Annotated in this window: 13 protein-coding genes; 7 read left to right on the top strand and 6 right to left on the bottom strand. The window is 72.3% G+C overall.

Features of this window, described 5'->3' with window-relative positions; all coding sequences use genetic code 11:
* Positions 1–18 precede the first annotated feature (18 nt).
* The gene (locus IPJ59_RS19955; protein ID WP_293258066.1) at positions 19–594 is read right to left on the bottom strand and encodes a hypothetical protein; all 576 of its coding nucleotides are present in this window, start codon (positions 592–594) and stop codon (positions 19–21) included.
* A 132-nt stretch (positions 595–726) separates the two neighbouring features.
* Between IPJ59_RS19955 and IPJ59_RS19950 the strand changes: the two genes are divergently transcribed.
* The 3 genes from IPJ59_RS19950 to IPJ59_RS19940 all read left to right on the top strand — a co-directional run bounded on the left by IPJ59_RS19950 (position 727) and on the right by IPJ59_RS19940 (position 4,171).
* Positions 727–2,232 carry a S1 family peptidase gene (locus tag IPJ59_RS19950; protein WP_293258064.1) on the top strand — a complete coding sequence of 502 codons (1,506 nt, stop codon included), beginning with the start codon at positions 727–729 and terminating at the stop codon, positions 2,230–2,232.
* A gap of 179 nt (positions 2,233–2,411) precedes the next feature.
* A complete protein-coding gene (locus IPJ59_RS19945; RefSeq protein WP_293258062.1) occupies positions 2,412–3,404 on the top strand; it encodes an NAD(P)-dependent alcohol dehydrogenase in 993 nt (330 codons plus the stop codon).
* 71 nt (positions 3,405–3,475) lie between these two features.
* On the top strand, positions 3,476–4,171 hold the full coding sequence (locus IPJ59_RS19940; protein ID WP_293258060.1) for a hypothetical protein: 696 nt from the start codon (positions 3,476–3,478) through the stop codon (positions 4,169–4,171).
* A gap of 11 nt (positions 4,172–4,182) precedes the next feature.
* On the opposite strand, the gene IPJ59_RS19935 is transcribed toward IPJ59_RS19940, so the two are convergent.
* Together IPJ59_RS19935 and IPJ59_RS19930 are read right to left on the bottom strand one after the other, a co-directional pair.
* Positions 4,183–4,686: a hypothetical protein gene (locus tag IPJ59_RS19935; protein WP_293272905.1), complete on the bottom strand. Its 504-nt coding sequence runs from the start codon at positions 4,684–4,686 to the stop codon at positions 4,183–4,185.
* Between the two features lie 39 nt (positions 4,687–4,725).
* Positions 4,726–5,682: a D-2-hydroxyacid dehydrogenase gene (locus IPJ59_RS19930; RefSeq protein ID WP_293258056.1), complete on the bottom strand. Its 957-nt coding sequence runs from the start codon at positions 5,680–5,682 to the stop codon at positions 4,726–4,728.
* Between the two features lie 136 nt (positions 5,683–5,818).
* Here IPJ59_RS19930 and IPJ59_RS19925 point away from each other — a divergent pair, with 136 nt between their 5' ends.
* Positions 5,819–6,955: a PDZ domain-containing protein gene (locus IPJ59_RS19925; protein WP_293272904.1), complete on the top strand. Its 1,137-nt coding sequence runs from the start codon at positions 5,819–5,821 to the stop codon at positions 6,953–6,955.
* A gap of 7 nt (positions 6,956–6,962) precedes the next feature.
* Here the strand turns inward: IPJ59_RS19925 and IPJ59_RS19920 are convergent, their stop codons facing one another.
* Positions 6,963–8,741 (bottom strand): NHL repeat-containing protein, encoded by a 1,779-nt coding sequence (locus IPJ59_RS19920; RefSeq protein WP_293258052.1) that lies wholly within the window; start codon positions 8,739–8,741, stop codon positions 6,963–6,965.
* A gap of 91 nt (positions 8,742–8,832) precedes the next feature.
* Between IPJ59_RS19920 and IPJ59_RS19915 the strand changes: the two genes are divergently transcribed.
* Positions 8,833–9,144: a hypothetical protein gene (locus tag IPJ59_RS19915; protein ID WP_293258050.1), complete on the top strand. Its 312-nt coding sequence runs from the start codon at positions 8,833–8,835 to the stop codon at positions 9,142–9,144.
* Between the two features lie 25 nt (positions 9,145–9,169).
* On the opposite strand, the gene IPJ59_RS19910 is transcribed toward IPJ59_RS19915, so the two are convergent.
* Positions 9,170–10,207 carry a CE1 family esterase gene (locus IPJ59_RS19910; RefSeq protein WP_293272903.1) on the bottom strand — a complete coding sequence of 346 codons (1,038 nt, stop codon included), beginning with the start codon at positions 10,205–10,207 and terminating at the stop codon, positions 9,170–9,172.
* A 165-nt stretch (positions 10,208–10,372) separates the two neighbouring features.
* Here IPJ59_RS19910 and IPJ59_RS19905 point away from each other — a divergent pair, with 165 nt between their 5' ends.
* The gene (locus IPJ59_RS19905) at positions 10,373–11,092 is read left to right on the top strand and encodes a hypothetical protein (RefSeq protein WP_293258046.1); all 720 of its coding nucleotides are present in this window, start codon (positions 10,373–10,375) and stop codon (positions 11,090–11,092) included.
* 10 nt (positions 11,093–11,102) lie between these two features.
* Here IPJ59_RS19905 and IPJ59_RS19900 read toward each other — a convergent pair whose 3' ends face one another.
* Entirely contained in the window at positions 11,103–11,684 is a 582-nt protein-coding gene (locus tag IPJ59_RS19900; RefSeq protein WP_293272902.1) for an HPP family protein, read from the bottom strand.
* Positions 11,685–11,827: 143 nt separating this feature from the next.
* On the opposite strand from IPJ59_RS19900, the gene IPJ59_RS19895 reads away from it, so the two are divergent.
* A complete protein-coding gene (locus tag IPJ59_RS19895) occupies positions 11,828–12,754 on the top strand; it encodes a hypothetical protein (RefSeq protein ID WP_293272901.1) in 927 nt (308 codons plus the stop codon).
* Positions 12,755–12,784 lie beyond the last annotated feature (30 nt).

Here is a 12,784-nt window from a genome sequence, read left to right as displayed (position 1 = left end):
GACGGCCCGCAGGGGTGCTCACCCGCACACGACGTCTTGCGGGCAGTAGATCGCCTCGAAGCTGCCGCTCAGCACGGTGCTGTCGCTGAGGGTCACGTTGTAGGCGCCGAGGTATCCGTCGGCGACCTCGGCGGTGATCGTGAGGCTGCCGCTATCGCCAGTGACGGGCATGCCGTTGCCGTCGTCGAGGTAGGCGAAGCCGAGCCCGCCGTCGAGCTTGTGCTCGCCGACCGGCAGGGCGACGCCCTGATACAGGGTGATGCGGAAGATCGGCGCGTCCTCGGGGAAGTCCGCCGTGCACTCGCGGGCGGCGATCCCGATGCTGAACTCGACCGCGGAGCCGTCGTCGGGGGCGCAGGCCTGGCCATACTTGGCCGGGTCGGCGGCGACACCCCCGGTGGTCGGCTCGCTCGCGGCGGACGACGAGCCCGAGGCGCTCGCCTCGCTGGTGGCCGTGTCGCTCGCGCTGGTGTCCGTGGCGCCTGCGCCGGTGGAGCCGCCGTCGCTGCCGCTCATCGTCTTGCCGTCACCGCAGGCCGCGAGCCCGAGCGCGATGAGGAGGCCGACCGATCGCTGGAAAGAAAGGTGCCGCATCGACGCAGTATCGAGGAAGCGGGCGCGGCTGTCCACGCGGTCACGAGGGCCGTCGACGCGCGTCGGCACAACTCCTTACTGTAGTTTTACCGGGCGGCCTGAAAGTGGGGGGCCGCCCGCAGTCCAACGCGCATGAGCCACCTGCCCACCCGGAGTCTGGTCGCGGCGCTCGCGGTGTTATCTCCCCAGGCCCCGCTGGAGGCGCACGCCGCCGCCGCGAGCGAGCTCGACGAGCTGGTCGACGCGTTCGCGGCCCGGACCGGCGCGCGGCTGGTGTTCACCCGCGAGGAGGTCCCCGCGGACGCGGGCTTCGACGTCATGCCCTTGCTCGACGCGGCGCGCCGGCTCGATGCCGCCCGGATCGCGCTGGCCGAGGCGACGAAGTATCCGCGCGGATACCTCGGCGCGCTGGGCCTGCGGACGATCGGCCTCTATCAGGGCCTGGCGTCGAAGACCGGCGATGGCTTCCGGCCGTGGGCCCCGCGCCTCGGGGGATATCGCTATTTCGGTCAGTGGGACGGGGACCACACGATCGTCGCGGCCTATTACAACGATCCGCAATTACCGCTGACGCTGCACCACGAGGTCTTTCATGGCGTCGACGCCACCGTCGATGGCGTGCAGCTGGCCAGCAACGCCGCGGAGGATGACGCGCGCTTCGCCGCCGCCGTCGCGGGCGAGCAGCGCTACCCGGCCGCGGCGATCGCCGCCGAGGACCTCGCCGCGCTGGCGGGCCGCTCCGGGGGCGTTGTGCTGGATGACGCGGTGTCGGACTACGCCGCCAAGGGGCCCGGCGAGGATCAAGCCGAGACGGCGCGGCACCTCATGTCGCATCTGCCCGACGCCCTGATCCAGATCGCGACCCAGCCCGAGCTGGCCGGCTCACAGCGGCTGCTCCACGTGCTCGATCAATATGCTCGCTCGACCGTCGACGGCCCGGATGTGGCCTGGCTGGTCGACGTCGCGCTGGGCCGCGATCCGGCCGCGTCCAGGCAGCGCGACAACCAATATCTGCACAAGGTCGACGACGAGATCCGCGACCCGTCGCTGCGCCGGGCGATCCGCCGGGTCCAGCCCGCCGCGGTGCGGCTCGGCCGGGCCAGCGGCGTCAACCTGGCGAGCACCGGCACGATCCTCACGGCGGCCCATGTGGTCGACGCGCACGGCCAGCGCCTGCGCGTGGCGTTCCCGGACGGCACGACGGTGAACGCGGTCGTGACCGCGATCGATCATACCCTCGATCTCGCGCTGCTCACGGTCGAGGCTGGCGGCGGCGATCTGGCGTGGGCTCCGCTGGCAGCGGCGGCCCCGGTCCGCGGCGCGACGGTCGTGGTGATCGGCCAGCCGGGCACGCGGACGCCCGCCGGCGAGGCGACCGGCTATCTCCCGTGGCACGTCTCGCGCGGTCAGATCCGCGGCGTCCGCGGCGACGCGCTCGCCGATCAATCGCTCGGCGGCACCATGCACGACGCCTGGACCTACTGGGGGCACTCGGGGAGCCCGCTGTTCGACGATCACGGCCGGATCGTCGGGTTGCACAACAGCTGGGACAGCTCGACCGCGATGCGCCACGCGGTCCGTCACGAGGCGATCGTCCACTTCCTGGACGCCCACGGCGTGAGCTACACCCGCCGATAGTCATCGCCGGGCTCCACGGCGATCGCCAAACGTGGCTGTCGAGCAGCAGGAACGCCCGGTAGGCCTGCGCGACAGTGAAGCCGTCAGCCATCAGCAGGCCGACGACCGCGTCGGAGTAGCGGAGTCGCGACGCCGTCATCGTCGTGCACGACTCCACGAGGTAAGCTTACACAGTAAACATGCGCGCCATCATCTGCCCCCACTACGGTCCCCCCGACGTGCTTGAGATCCGCGAGGTGCCGACGCCGGTGCCCGGCCCGAAGGATGTGCTGGTCCGTGTCCTCGCGACCACGGTGACCAGCGGCGACCGGCGTGTCCGGAGCGGGGACTTTCCGCGCGGCTTCGGGTGGATCGCGGTCCTCGTCGTGGGCTTGAAGGGGCCGCGACAGCCGATCCTGGGCACCGAGCTTGCGGGTGTCGTGGAGGCGGTGGGCCCCGCGGTGACTCGGTTCAAGGTCGGCGACGCGGTCATCGGATTCGCTGGCGCGTCGATGGGCTGTCACGCGGAGTTCCGGTGCTTCCCGGAGGATGGGCTCATCGTGCCCAAGCCGGCGAACCTGACCTTCGAGGAGGCGGCCTCCCTGTCGTTCGGGGCGACCACCGCGATCGACTTTCTCCGGCGTGCGAAGCTCCAGGCGGGCGAGCACCTGCTCGTCAACGGCGCGGCCGGCGGCGTGGGCACGTCGGTCGTTCAGATAGCGAAGCACCTCGGTGCGCACGTGACTGGCGTCTGCAGCACCGCGAACGTCGAGCTGGTGAGGTCGATCGGCGCCGACAGGGTGATCGACTACACCAGGGAGGATTTCACCCGTGACGCTGCGCGCTATGACGTCATCGTCGACACCGTCGGAAACGCGGCGTATGAGCGGAGCAGGGTCGCGCTGAAGGAGCGCGGTCGCCTTGCCCTCGTGTTAGCGACGCTCGCCGACAACCTGGGCGCGCTGTGGGTGGCCATGACGAGCCGCCATCGCGTGGTGGGTGGTCCGGCGAACGTACGTGTCGAGGATCTGCACACCATGGTCGAACTCGCCGCGAAGGGGGCGCTCAGGCCAGTCATCGACCGGCGCTTCCCGTTCGAGCGCATCGCCGACGCCCACCGGTACGTCGACGCCGGCCACAAGCGCGGGAGTGTGGTGGTCACGATCGGCGACCGCGACCCGCAGTCCCGGTGATATGAGGGGATTGCGGGGTGATCGTCAGGCCGTCGTTGACCGCGGTGGCCATCGGTGCGAAAATGCGCGCAATGCGACCCCCGCTATTTTGTGCCGTCCTCTTCGTCGCCGCTTGCAACCCCGACGACGAGCGCCAGGGTTCGGCGACCGGCTTCACCACGACGGTGACGACGGCCACCACCGTCAGCACGGCGGCCAGCAGCGGGGACGGGAGCAGCGGGGACGCGAGCTCGGCGGCGTTCACCAGCGATGCGCCGACCACGAGCGCCGGCGCCACGACCGAGCTCGCGAGCACCGGCGGGGCGTCGACCACCGCTGTCGCCAGCAGCACCAGCGAGGCCGTGGGTTCGACCTCGCTGGCCAGCACGACCGCGGACACCGGCGCGCCGCTGTGTCCGCCGCAGGGCGAGCAGGACTGCTCTCCAGGCCCCGGTTCGGGCGAGGGGGACACTTGCGCCAAGGGCGAGACCTGCTTCCGCGTGTCGGTGCAGGACGCGGTCAAGCAGGTGTTGGCCGGGCACCCCGAGTGGTTCATGCACGATGACATGGGCGACTATGTGGTGGAGGTCGAGCTGTATATGAACGCAGTGGTCGAGCTGGTCGCCGCGACTGGTCTGTGTGCGATCCGCGACCCGAACGCGGGCGACGAGATCGCCGTGAAGTTCAACAACGAATTCGCCGAGAGCTTCGATATCCTCACGGCCGCCGGCTACGCCCGCTACGGCGACGGCATCTATACGGCGACCTGCACCCCGGCGTGGTTCTGAGCCAGCGGCGCTCAGACCCACACCGCGAACACCTCGCGCGGCGGCGGTCCGCCGTAGGGCAGCGGGATCGTCGTGCTGCTGTCGTTGGTCGTGCTGCCGGTGCCGTCCCCCGTGCTGCCGGTGCCGCCGGTGCTGCCCGTATCGCCGGTGGTGTCGCCGGTCGTGGCCGTGGTGTCGCCGGTGGTGGTATCGGTGGTGTCGTCGCCGGTGCTCGTGCTCGAGCTGCCAGTCGCGCTGGTGCCGGTGCCCGATCCAGTGGCGGTGCCCGTGGCTTCGCCCGTGGTCGGGCTGTCGGTGCCGCCGGGGCCGCTCGTGCTCGCCACGCCGGTGCTCGCGGCGCTGGTCCCGGTCTCGCTGGTCATCTTGTCGTCGCCGCAGGCGAACAGGCCGAGGCCGAGCGCGAGCCCGAGGATCGCCGCGGGCACCGCGAGCGCGGCCCGCAGGGTCGTGCCGCAGAAGGGACAGACGGGCGCGTCGATGAGGACGTGGCGTGAGCACGCGGAGCAGAGCTGCATGCCGGCATGGTATCCGGTCGCGCGCGGCCCCGCGAGCGCTCAGTATCCCCGCGCCGGGTCGACCAGGCCCGGGGGTGCCCGGCCGGCCGCGATATGCTCGAGGTTTGTCCGCACCACGGCGGCGACCTGGCGGGCGTAGTCGGGTGACCAGCCGGCGACGTGCGGGGTCAGCAGCAAATTCGGCGCGCCCCACAGCGGCGAGTCCGGCGGCAGCGGCTCCTCGGCGGCGACGTCGAGGGCGGCCCCGGCGATCGCCCCGCAGCGCAGGCGATCGATCAGCGCCGACTCGTCGACGATCCCGCCGCGGCTGATCACCACCAGGCGCGACCCGGGACGCATTCGCGCGAGCAGCTCCGGCCCGAGCAGGCCGCGGGTCGCGGGTGTGCGCGGCAGGGCCACCACGACGAAGTCCGCGGCGGCGAGCACCGTCGCGGTCGCGTCCGGCGGATGCACGGACACGCCCGGCTCGGCGGGCCCCGGGTTGGTGGTCGCCGGCAGGCCGCGTCGCGTCCCGAGCACCCGCATCCCGAAGCTCCGGCCCAGCGCCGCGATCCGCCCGCCGATCGCCCCGAGCCCGAGCACGCCGAGGGTGCAGCCGGCGAGCTGGCGGGTCGCGAAGGGCCGCCACACGCGGGCCCGCTGCTGCTCGCACGCGAGGGGCAGCTCGCGCGCCAGCGCCAACAGCAGCGCCCACGCGTGCTCGCTCACCGCGGCCTCACAGACCCCGGTCACGCGCACGAGCGAGGCCGCGGGCGGGAGCTCGCCTGTCAGCGCGTCGACACCTCCGCCGAGCGCGTGCAGCCAGCGCAGCTGGGTCGCACGCGCCGCTGCGCCCGGCGGCAGGCTGCCAGCGACGACGCAGCGCGCATCGGGGAGGCCCGCGAGCACCGCCGCGGCGTCGTCCCAGATCTCGCAATCTCGGTCCGGCAGCGCGGCGACCAGCGTCTCGGCGAAGCTGCGGCTCGGGGCGTAAATATGGACAGGTTCGCGGGCCACTCGCTCCGCGATATACCGCGGCCTGGTCGCGCGCGACACTTCGGCCGCCGGTGCGGCGTGCTCACCCGGTGGCTCGCGTCGCGTGCCCATGCGGCTCGCATGTTCGGGCGCCCGCGCGTTATGCTCGCCTGCGCCGATGCCCCTGCCTCTGCCTCGCCGCCCCGCGATCGGCCTGCGCTGCGTCGCCTCGCCGGCCGGCGGGGCCCTGGTCCGCGAGCTGCGAGCCGGCAGCGCCGCGGCCGCGCTGCTGCGCCCCGGTGATCGCCTGCTCGCGCTCGACGAGCGCCCGATCTCCGACCCTTCGCAGCTCGCGGCGCTGCTGCGCCCGCGTCGCGGCGGCGAGCTGCTGCGCCTCCGCGTCGCCCGCGGCGAGGCGCTGCTCGCCGTCGATCTGCACCTTGATGACCTGCCCCATGAGACATGTCCCGATGCGCATGTCCTTTACGACAGCATCGAGGTCGCCGGCGTCCGCCTGCGCACGATCACCGTGCGCCCGCCGGGCCCGGGCCCGCATCCGGCGTGGCTGCTGCTGCCCGGCCTCGCCTGCTCCTCGCAGGACTTCGCGGTCGCGCCCGGGCACCCGCTGCGCCCGCTGGTCGAGGCGCTCGTCGGCGCTGGCGTCGTCAGCATGCGGGTCGAGCGACCTGGCCTCGGAGACAGCGAGGGCGGTCCCTGCGAGGCGCTCGGCTTCCTCGCCGAGCGCGACATCTTCGCCGCCGGACTCGCTGCGCTGCGGGCCCGCGCCTTCGTCGATCCGGAGGCGCTCGGCCTGTTCGGCCACAGCGTCGGCGGCATGCTGGCGCCGCTGCTCGCCGGCGCGGGCGAGGTGCGGAGGATCGCCGTCTACGGCAGCTGCGCCCTGCCGTGGCCGCAGGTGGTCCGCCGATCGGCCGAACGCCAGGCCGCGCGCACCGGCCAGGACATCGCCGCCCTCGTCGCGGGCGCCCGCACCGGCCGCGACCCTCGCTTCACCGACGAGCTCTCCGCGATCGATCTCGCCGCCGCCTGGTCGCGCGTCACCGCCGATGTCCTGGTCGTGCGCGGCGCCCTCGACCAGGCGGTCGCCGACGTCGACGCCCGCGCCCTCGTCGAATTGCTGGCCGCGCGCCCGCGGGCCTGGACGGGGTTCATCGAGGTTCCGGGCGCCGACCACGATCTCGGCGTGCACCCCGACCTCGCGGCCAGCCTGCGCGCGCCGGGCAGCGGCGCCGCGTGCCCGGCGCTGTATGCCGCGCTGGCCCGCTTCGCCCGCGGCCTTCGGCCGGAGGTCTGAACGCCGCCTACCAGTCGCCGTTGCTCGGTCGCAGGCGCTGCAGCAGCACGTCCTCGTCGCCCTTGGCGGCGAAGTTCAGCACGCCGGGGCCGGCGTCGGCGTCGATCTGTCCGTAGAAATTGATCTGCGCGTGGACCATCTGGTCCTCGTCGATACCGACGCCCTGGGTCACCCCCGAGGCAGCGTTCGGCCAGCTGCGCGACCAGCGATAGGCGCCGGCGTCGTCGAGGGCGAGCAGGAAGGGGTCGCTCTCGCCGCCCGAGCTGTGCATGGCCACGCCCATGCCGGGGTCGAGGTCGGCCGTCATGCTGAAGTGCCCGGCGACATACACGCCGCCGTGGCAATCGGTGGTGATGCCCCACAGGTTGTCGTGACCCTTGCCGGCGAGCGCGAGAGATTGCTCGTACTTTCCGTCGGCGCCGTAGCGGGCGACGAAGCCGTCGTAGCTCTGGCTCATGTTGACCTGCACCGCCATGCCGACGCCGGGGTCGAGGTCGATGCTCGTCGAGCTGGTGCCGCCGGCGATCCACACCCGACCCATCGGGTCGACCGCGATGTCGTTGATCTGCTCGTAGTTGTCGCCGCCGATGGCGAAGGCCCAGCTCCAGGTGCCGTCGGCGAGGAAGCGCTCGACGAAGGTGTCCGCCAGCCCGAGCGCGTTGTGGACCTGCATGCCGGGCCCGGGATCGAGGTCGGCCGGGCCGCCGGTGGTGCCGCTGACGACGGGGTTGCCGTCGGCGTCGACCGCCACGTCGTAGCTGTAGACCTCGCCGCCCGCGCCCCAGGTCCGACCCCACAGATAATTGCCGTCGTGATCGAACTTGCTGAGATAGCCGTCGGTCGCGTTGCCGACGCCGGAGGCCATGAATGGAGCGTTGCCGACGCCGGGGTCGAGGTCGATGTTGCCGCTGAAGTAGCCGGTCACGTAGAGCGCGCCGTCGGGCGCCAGCGCGACGCCGAAGGCGGTGGTCCAGTCCGAGCCCCAGTGGCGCCCCCACTGGTACTTCCCGTCCGGCCCGAGCTTCATCAGGAAGCCGGCGAGGTCGCCCTTGCCGTCGCCGGCCTTGTGCTTGTCGACGCCGGGGCCGGGGTCGAGGTCGAGGTCGCCGACGAAGTGCCCGACCACGTATACGCTGCCGTCCGCGTCCGGCGCGAAACCCCACACATAACAATGATAGCCGGAGATCGTCGGCCAGGTGTAGCCATAGACGTAGCTGCCGTCGACGGCGACCTTGTTGAGCCACATGTTGCCGCTGTCGCCCTGCGCCGGAAACACCGCGCCGCCGCCCGGCTTGAGGTCCACGCTCGGGCCGAAGAACACGCCGCCGCTGTAGCGCGCCCCGTCCGCGCCGACGGCGAAGCCCAGCGCCTGCTCGCCGCCGAGGCCGCCGAAGCTCACCGCGGCGCCCTTGCTCTCGACCGGGTCGGGGCACAGCAGCGGCTCGCCGGTCGAGCTGTCGCCGCCGGTGCTGGCCTCGCCGGTGCTCGTGCTTGCGTCGCTGGTGCTCGTGCTGGCGTCGCCGCTGGTGCTGGCGTCGCCGCTGCTGCCTGTCTCGGTCAGCGTCACCGCATCGCTGGTGCCGGTGCTCATGCCCTCGCTGACCGTGCCCGGGCCGGCGCTGGTCGTCGGCGTCGCGGTGTCGGTCGACCCGGCGCTGGTGCTGCTGCTGGCGCCGCCGCTGCTCCCCGTGTCCGTGCCCGTGCCCGTGCCGGCAGATCCGGCGACGTCGTCGCCGCAGCCCGCCCCAATCGCCGCCACCACCCACCAAACGCCGCGCTTGCTCATGCCCACACCCCCAGCCGCCACGTTACCGGCATATTCGTCGGCTGTCGACGGGCGTGCGCGCCCGGAGGGCGCTTGCCAGGCAGGTGCTTTCATGGTCGCATCTTTGATGCACATCGGCATCCGCCTCGGGCTCGCCATCATCATCGTGCTGGTCGACTTCGTCAGCTTCTTCGTGCCGCTCGGGTCGCTGGCGATCGCGTGGGTCATCGTCGGCCGCCCGCCGTGGGCGCGAGACTTCATCGACCGGCTCTACGCCGACGACGACGAGCCAGCCGAGCCGAACGCGGCGGCAGAGCCCGCGGCGCCGACGGAGGCAGCGGAGCCGGCAGAGCCAGCGGACGCGGCGGAGCCGGCAGCGCCAGCGGAGCCAGCAGAGCCGGTGGGCACGCCCGCGGATCGTTGACCCGCGCAGCGCCCGAGGACGTGATTCACGGCAGCGTCTGGTCGGTGAAGAATGCTACGATCTGCTCGCTCGCCGAGAAGTCGCGGGAGACGGCGCCGATCTTGTCGACCGCGAGGTACTGGTCGCCGCCTGGCCAGGTGTGGCCGGCGCCGTCGACGGCGATGAGCGCGGTCCCGGCGGTGCAGCCGGCGAAGCTGGTGAGCGTCGCGCTGGTGCCGTCATCGGCGTTGTCGGCGATCGGGGCGACGATCGGCGCCGGGTCGCAGCCGTTGCGGAGCGCCCACCCGGGCGCGTCGGCGCTGCCGATCATCGACGGTTCGACGGCGACGTAGTTGCCCTCCTGGACCGAGAGGCAGGTGCCCTCACCGCCGTCGTAGGGCCAGCAGGGGTCGTCGCGGCCGTGGATCGCGAGGATCGGGACCGGCCTTGCCGGGGCGCAGTCGGCCGCGCCGGCGAATTGATTGGCGCCGCTGACCGGCGCGACCGCGGCGAGGCGGTCGCTGAGCTCGCAGGCGAGGCGGTGGCTCATGCCGCCGCCGTTGGAGAAGCCGGTCGCGTAGATCCGCCGGGGATCGACGGAGGCGACGGCCTCGATGTCGTCGAGCAGCGCCTTGAAGTAGGCGATATCGTCGATCCCCTGCTCGCAGGCGTAGGGGCACTGCAGCGCGCCGTCGGCGGTGCCGCCCTGGTTCCACGTGCGAAAGCCGAGGCTGTTGGCGGTGCCGTCGGGGTAGGCGATGATGTAGCCCTCGCGCTCGGCGACCTGGCTCAGGCAATGTGGGCTCGCCTCGTCGCCGTCCTCGCAGGTCAGGGGATTGGCGCCCTCCTTGTCGCCGCCGCCGCCGTGGAGCGCGACGATCAGCGGATAGCGCTGGCCGGGATCGTAGCTCGCGGGCAGGCGCAGGATGTAGTCGCGGTCGCGCCACGCCGGCACGCGACATACGGCCTCGTCGCCGGCGGTCGGCGGGCGCCGGTGACAGTCGACCCCGCGTCCCTGACACCCGGTCAGGGTGAGCGCGAGCGCCAGGAGTGCGGGGGTCGAGGACACGACCGGGTGGAGCATCCCGCGATGGTACGCGCTCCCGGATGTGCTGGCGGCAATGCCCGGATGTCTCTCAGCGCGCAAATGACCACAGGGCGCGGCGCGTGTGGCCGGCGGACAGCCGTCCATCGCGCGGCGCACGACCTTCGCGGGGCGATCGGTCGCGGGTGACCCAAAGATCGGTGCATGCCCCGGTCCCCCGCGATCCCTCTCGTCGTAGCCCTCATGGTCGGCGCGTGCTCACCCTCGGGCGCGAGCACGACCGACGCGAGCACGGACACAACCGACGCCGCGAGTTCCACGGGCTCCACCGATCCCAGCGGAGTGAGCACGAGCACGGATAGCCCGACCAGCACGGGCGCCACGCCGACGAGCACCGGCACGGGCACGACCGGTGAATCGGGGGCCTCGACCGGCGATATGGGGGCCTCGACCGGCGAGGGCAGCACGGGCGGTGCGAGCAGCACCGGCGGTGCGAGCAGCACCGGCGAAGCGAGCAGCGGCGGCGAAGCGAGCACCGGAGGCGGCGTGGTGGCCTCGTTCAACTGCGTGGAGACGACGCCCGTCGAGCTCGCCCTGAAGGAGACCATCTCCGGGTCGTTCCTCGGCGACGGCACGCCCGTGGACCTCAGCGCCGTGATGGTCAAGGGCGGCGGGATCGACTTCCACGTCGACATGGCGCTCCCCGTCGACCCCAACGACCCGAACGCGGCGGACGTCGCGGCCTTCGAGGCGTTTCTGACGATGAAGGGATGGGACGTGAATATCAACGACATGACCGAGGACCGGCGTTACTTCTTCGCCCCGGAGGGGGCGCAGAACGTGGCGATCTTCCCGGCCTTCTACTTCAAGGTGTACGGCGGCGGCGGCAACGGGCAATTCGAGTTCGACTGCAAGGCGCAGTGAGCCCGCGCCGTCATGGTCGCTCGTCGACGCCGAGCAGGCGGTTGATGGCGAGCGCGTACAATGTCAACACCACGACCGCCGCCTCGAGGATCAGCAGGTGTGCCGGGCGCGTCACGATGCCGAGCGAGACGATCAGGGTCGTCGCGCCGGCTGGCGGGTGCGCCACTCCGAGGACGATCATGAGGGCGCCGGTGCACGCGAGCGAGAGCGAGGCGGCGAGGATGCGGGCCCCGTCGACGCCGGTCACGATCGCCGCGGGTGCGTGCTCGAGCCCGACCAGGAGCAGGGCGCCGTATCCACAGACGATGCCGATGGCGTGGCCGACGATCGTGCTCCGCGGGCTCGCGCTGGGCGCCGTGGGGGTGAAGAAGCACAGGAACGCGGTGGGCCCGAGCGAAGGGAAGACGAAGGGGTTGGCCGTGACCATGGCGAGCCCGGCCAGCAGCGCGATGGCGACGAAGCTGTTCACGAGCATGAAGACCGCCCGCACCGGCCGCTCTGGATAGCGCGCGAGCAGGCGCGCGAGCACTGGACGCGGCGCAGCTCCGCCGACCACCTCCGCCTCGCCATCGGCACGCTGCGGCGGGTTCACGCGTGGGTCTCCGGCATCGCGCGATCCTATCATGACGAGCTTGCCAGCCCCGGAGGCGGGTGCTCGGGGGCAGCCAGCGGATGTATGATGGCGCCGCGGGCGGAGATCGAAGGATGGGTGTCGTCGGGCCTTGGGGGACTGCGGTGGCCGCGGCGTCGATCTGCGCCCTGATGCCGGTCGTCGCCAGGCCGGCGCCCGCCGTGCCGGAGATCACCGACGATGGCGACGGGCTGTTCGTGTGGAGCGGGTCCATCGGGCTCGGCGCAGCGCTGCGTGCGGCTCGCCGCGCGGAGCATCCGCCGCCGACCACGAGCGAGGCGTACAGCGGGTTGGGGCAGCTGTATGGGCGGCTCGCCGCATACGATCATTCCGGCGTCGCGCCCGGCCTGGTGAAGTTCATCGCCGTCGATATCTCGCAGACGCTGGACCTCGGTGCGACGATCTCGCGGGACATCGCGGGGTCGTCGTCGGAGGTCCGGCGCCGGCTCGCGTTCGGGGGCAACGGGACGCTGGCGATGCAGCTCGGGTGGGCCGGGTCTCGGGCGGCGTCGTGGTATGTGAAGTCGCTGCTCGAGCAGCGCTTCGCGGCGTATCTGAACGGGCGCGTGGAGGGGGCGCACTATGTCGGGGCCACCGGGGCGGGCGGCGGGCTCCGCCTCCACCGGCCGGGTCGCTGGGTGCTGCACGTCGGGCCGATCGTGGCGGCGTCGGCCGGGGTGCACGACCTCGGGCGGCTGGTCCGCTTCTCGAACCTCCTGGTCGGCGGCGACCTCGGTTGGTTTGTGCGGCCGGCTCGCGGCGTGCAACTGGCGTGGACAATGCGCGGAGATCACGGCTTCTTCGACCGCCGCGCCGGCGTGCGCGACCACTGGCGCGCGACGCTGGACCTGGCGCTGGCACGCCACGGGCCGGGGAAGATCCGCAGCATCAACGTTGTCGTGATGTATGAGGGCGACCGCGTCACGATCGACGCGGCGCCCGTGGACGGCCAGCCGTCCCGCGTCCGGGAGACGCGGGTCAGCCATGCGCTGATGCTCGGGGTGGGGATCGGCTTCGGTCAGGGGGATTGAGCGCGAGCGATCGACATGTCCGCAAGGACA

Source organism: Nannocystis sp. (assembly GCF_016714285.1).
Taxonomy (GTDB): domain Bacteria; phylum Myxococcota_A; class Polyangia; order Nannocystales; family Nannocystaceae; genus Nannocystis.
Note: the sequence above shows the minus strand (reverse complement) of the source record. Positions and strands in the feature narration are given on the sequence as shown.

Excerpts from the sequence above, each read along its gene's own strand:
- IPJ59_RS19955 (WP_293258066.1), bottom strand. The coding sequence starts at position 594 with ATGCGGCACCTTTCTTTCCAGCGATCGGTCGGCCTCCTCATCGCGCTC.
- IPJ59_RS19950 (WP_293258064.1), top strand. The coding sequence starts at position 727 with ATGAGCCACCTGCCCACCCGGAGTCTGGTCGCGGCGCTCGCGGTGTTA.
- IPJ59_RS19945 (WP_293258062.1), top strand. The coding sequence starts at position 2,412 with ATGCGCGCCATCATCTGCCCCCACTACGGTCCCCCCGACGTGCTTGAG.
- IPJ59_RS19940 (WP_293258060.1), top strand. The coding sequence starts at position 3,476 with ATGCGACCCCCGCTATTTTGTGCCGTCCTCTTCGTCGCCGCTTGCAAC.
- IPJ59_RS19935 (WP_293272905.1), bottom strand. The coding sequence starts at position 4,686 with ATGCAGCTCTGCTCCGCGTGCTCACGCCACGTCCTCATCGACGCGCCC.
- IPJ59_RS19925 (WP_293272904.1), top strand. The coding sequence starts at position 5,819 with ATGCCCCTGCCTCTGCCTCGCCGCCCCGCGATCGGCCTGCGCTGCGTC.
- IPJ59_RS19920 (WP_293258052.1), bottom strand. The coding sequence starts at position 8,741 with ATGAGCAAGCGCGGCGTTTGGTGGGTGGTGGCGGCGATTGGGGCGGGC.
- IPJ59_RS19915 (WP_293258050.1), top strand. The coding sequence starts at position 8,833 with ATGGTCGCATCTTTGATGCACATCGGCATCCGCCTCGGGCTCGCCATC.
- IPJ59_RS19910 (WP_293272903.1), bottom strand. The coding sequence starts at position 10,207 with ATGCTCCACCCGGTCGTGTCCTCGACCCCCGCACTCCTGGCGCTCGCG.
- IPJ59_RS19905 (WP_293258046.1), top strand. The coding sequence starts at position 10,373 with ATGCCCCGGTCCCCCGCGATCCCTCTCGTCGTAGCCCTCATGGTCGGC.